The sequence below is a fragment of the Mesorhizobium sp. M7A.F.Ca.CA.001.10.2.1 genome (assembly GCF_003998575.1).
Lineage (GTDB): Bacteria > Pseudomonadota > Alphaproteobacteria > Rhizobiales > Rhizobiaceae > Mesorhizobium.
The window spans coordinates 1-2931 of sequence record NZ_RZQY01000718.1; the positions used below are offsets into that span (position 1 = coordinate 1).

The following is a 2931-nucleotide window of genomic DNA, read 5'->3' on the forward strand; positions in this document are numbered from 1 at the left end:
GTGCTGACCTGGCGCGAAAGCGGCGGCCCGCAAGTCGCTCCGCCGGATCGGCACGGCTTCGGCTCGATCCTCATTCGCCGCAGCCTAGCCAAGGTCATTTCCAGCGAAGTGACCCATGAATTCCGGCCGGAAGGCGTGTTTGCCGAAATATCGATGCCGCTGGAAGAGTTGTCAAAGTGACCTCTCCCAACAGCTCTATATCCGTTCGCTCTCATCCAGATCGTCGGATTTCACATTCTCGCGGTAGATGGCGTAGGCCGCGAGCGCCACGGCCGGCCCCAGAATGACGCCGAGACCGCCTTTTCCCTTGAGCAGACTCGGCAGCACGGCGAGTGCGGCGGTGATGCCGATCGCCTTCATGTCGGCATTGCGGCGCTGCGCCCGGCGCCGGGCGCGTGAGCCTGCGGAGATCCGGTAGATCAGCAGGATAAGTCCGGCAAGCACCAGGAAACCGACGCCAAACCCCAGTGCCGCGGCAAGCGGCCCATAGCGCATCGCCGTCCAGATATAGGCGGCCCCGACAAGAAAAACGAGACCGCAAAGTGCGGCGGCCATGGCGATCACATAGACGATTGCCGCCGTGCGCGCCCGGTGTATGGCGGCCACGGTTTCCCCCGAGGCGAGGCCCGAGATCAGGGTTGCCAACATTCCCATCTGGAGCGCGACTAGCGACGCGCGATGAGCGCGAAAAGGAAGCCTACGCCGGCGGCGATCGCCAGTGACGTCACCGGCTTTTCACGCACGCTTGCCATCATCTGCGCTTCGATGTCCTTGGCATTGCTGCGCAGGCTGTCAAAGGCTGCTTCGCCCTGCGCACGCAACTGTTCGACCCCTTCCGTGGCTGCGCGGCGCGCGGTGCCATAGCCATGCTCGCCGGTCTTGGCCAGTTGTTTGGTGAGCTTGTCGATGTCGGCCTTCAACTGCCTGATGTCGGCTTCCAGGTCCGCATTTGCACGGGCGTCGTTTGCGGTCTTTCCTGCGGCAGTGGCCATGGCTTAACTCCTTGTGATTGCTTGGTTTCAAACGCGCTGCGCGTCTCAAGGTTCCGGCATTGGGGACAAAGTAGCCGAAAACGCATCGGCGCGCACCCGGTCCGCCGGCTCCGGCAAAACACGCTTCCTTAGATTAATGGCCGGCGCGCTTCACCCAGCCCTTCCCAGCCGGCGAGCCGCTTGAGCCCTTCATTGTCGGAAACCACGCAGCCGCCGTCGCGCCAGACGATCAGCTTGCGATCCATCAGCTTGCGGATCGTCTTGTTGGTGTGAACCAGCGACAGGCCAAGCGTATCGGCGATGTGCTGTTGCGTGATCGGTATCTGGACGGATTGGTTGCCATTCAGTCCGACAACCTTGGCGCGGCTGCCGATGAAGGCGATGAGATAGGCAGCGCGCTCGATCGCACTGCGGCGCCCAAGGCTGAGCAGATTCTCGTCCAGCATCCGCTCTTCACGCGATGCGATCCAGGTGATGTCATAGGCCAGCCCGGGATGATTGCGGTACAGCTCATGCAGATATTCGCGCTCGAAAACACACAGCAGCATCGGCGACAGTGCCTCCACGGAATGCTGCATCTCGCCCATCACACTGCCTTGCAGGCCAATCAGATCACCGGGCATGAGATAGTTGAGAATCTGGCGGCGGCCGTCCAGCAACAGCTTGTAGCGAAACGCCCAGCCGGAGAGCACGGTGTAGAGATGGGCGCTATGGCTTCCCTCCACCAGCACCGTGCCACCCTTTTCGACTGCGAGTTCGCCCTTCTTGAATTTGCTGATGAAGGCCAGTTCCTGTTTTTCGAAATCGCGAAAAATCGGCAACGGCCGCAATGGGCAGTTCTCGCAAGGATATTGGCGGCTGGAGAAAGCGCTATTGTTCTGAACCGACATTTCGACCCCCCTTCGAAAGCCGCTCTTGGAGAGCGCGTTTCAACGCGTTGCAAGGATTGAGGTTCCGCCCGCTTGCCACATGTCTTTTTTAAATGACAGCAAGCGAATTAGCGATCATGACTCCGGCGTTTCAAGGAGTCTTTGCCTGTGCCCACATTGCTCGACGGATTGCGGATTCTGGTCCTGGAGGACGAATTTCTGATCGCCATGGACGTCGAGCAGCTTTGCCGCGACCATGGCGCCGATGAGGTGGTGATCGCCCGTGACCTGACCGAGGTCGATGGCCGCGAGGTCGCCACGCGATTCGATGCAGCCATTGTCGACTTGATGCTGGGCGGCGCCTCAACCATCGATTTCGCCTCCGGGCTGCGCGCGGCAGGCATACCTTTCGTGTTTGCGTCGGGCTATTCGGATGTCGATGAAATCAAGGCATCGTTTCCGGGCGTCAGGCTGGTTGGCAAACCCTATTCGGGTGAAGACCTCGTGCAAGCGGTCGCCGCGGCCTGCGGACGCGCTTGAGACACGATCGCGGTCAGCTCGCCGGCGAGCTCGTTACCTGGGCCGAAATTGCGTCCGGACCATACTCGTCCTCGCCTGATATTTTCAGGATCTCCTGCAAGCGCGTACGGGCTCGGCTGACGCGGCTCTTGATCGTTCCCACCGCGCAACCGCAGATCTCGGCGGCCTCCTCGTAGGAGAAACCAGATGCGCCGATGAGGATGATGGCTTCGCGTTGGTCCTCCGGCAATTGCTCCAGGGCGCCGCGAAAATCCTTCAGGTCGAGCTGGCCGTGCTGGGCCGGATGAACGGCAAGCCTGGCCGTCATGATACCGTCGCTGTCCTGCACTTCGCGCCCGCGCTTGCGCATCTGCGAATAGAACTCGTTGCGCAGGATGGTGAAAAGCCAGGCCTTGAGATTGGTGCCGGGCTGGAAGCTCTCATGCTTGTCCCAGGCCTTGACGAGCGTTTCCTGGACGAGGTCGTCGGCTTTGTCGGCATTTTGCGTCAGCGACACGGCGAACGCGCGCAGACTTGGGATTGCCCCAAGC

5 protein-coding genes and 1 pseudogene are annotated in these 2931 nt (G+C 61.1%); 2 read left to right on the plus strand and 4 right to left on the minus strand.

Annotated elements, in window-relative coordinates; translation table 11 throughout:
- Window positions 1-180, plus strand: a pseudogene (locus tag EN964_RS30545) (sensor histidine kinase); the annotation flags it as partial.
- Between the two features lie 15 nt (window positions 181-195).
- Here the strand turns inward: EN964_RS30545 and EN964_RS30550 are convergent.
- The 3 genes from EN964_RS30550 to EN964_RS30560 all read right to left on the minus strand — a co-directional run bounded on the left by EN964_RS30550 (window position 196) and on the right by EN964_RS30560 (window position 1882).
- The gene (locus EN964_RS30550; RefSeq protein WP_127269173.1) at window positions 196-654 is read right to left on the minus strand and encodes a hypothetical protein; all 459 of its coding nucleotides are present in this window, start codon (window positions 652-654) and stop codon (window positions 196-198) included.
- A gap of 11 nt (window positions 655-665) precedes the next feature.
- Window positions 666-992: a YqjD family protein gene (locus EN964_RS30555; protein WP_023811001.1), complete on the minus strand. Its 327-nt coding sequence runs from the start codon at window positions 990-992 to the stop codon at window positions 666-668.
- A gap of 128 nt (window positions 993-1120) precedes the next feature.
- Window positions 1121-1882 carry a Crp/Fnr family transcriptional regulator gene (locus tag EN964_RS30560; protein WP_127269632.1) on the minus strand — a complete coding sequence of 254 codons (762 nt, stop codon included), beginning with the start codon at window positions 1880-1882 and terminating at the stop codon, window positions 1121-1123.
- A 207-nt stretch (window positions 1883-2089) separates the two neighbouring features.
- On the opposite strand from EN964_RS30560, the gene EN964_RS30565 reads away from it, so the two are divergent.
- Window positions 2090-2401, plus strand: a complete 312-nt coding sequence (locus EN964_RS30565) for a response regulator (RefSeq protein ID WP_164748877.1) — start codon at window positions 2090-2092, stop codon at window positions 2399-2401.
- 13 nt (window positions 2402-2414) lie between these two features.
- Here the strand turns inward: EN964_RS30565 and EN964_RS30570 are convergent.
- Window positions 2415-2931, minus strand: a 517-nt coding sequence (locus tag EN964_RS30570; protein ID WP_127277143.1) for a sigma-70 family RNA polymerase sigma factor, incomplete at its 5' end; no start/stop codon positions are given.

Coding starts and splice junctions, on each gene's coding strand:
- EN964_RS30565 (WP_164748877.1), top strand. CDS start 2,090: ATGGACGTCGAGCAGCTTTGCCGCGACCATGGCGCCGATGAGGTGGTG.
- EN964_RS30555 (WP_023811001.1), bottom strand. CDS start 992: ATGGCCACTGCCGCAGGAAAGACCGCAAACGACGCCCGTGCAAATGCG.
- EN964_RS30550 (WP_127269173.1), bottom strand. CDS start 654: ATGGGAATGTTGGCAACCCTGATCTCGGGCCTCGCCTCGGGGGAAACC.
- EN964_RS30560 (WP_127269632.1), bottom strand. CDS start 1,882: ATGTCGGTTCAGAACAATAGCGCTTTCTCCAGCCGCCAATATCCTTGC.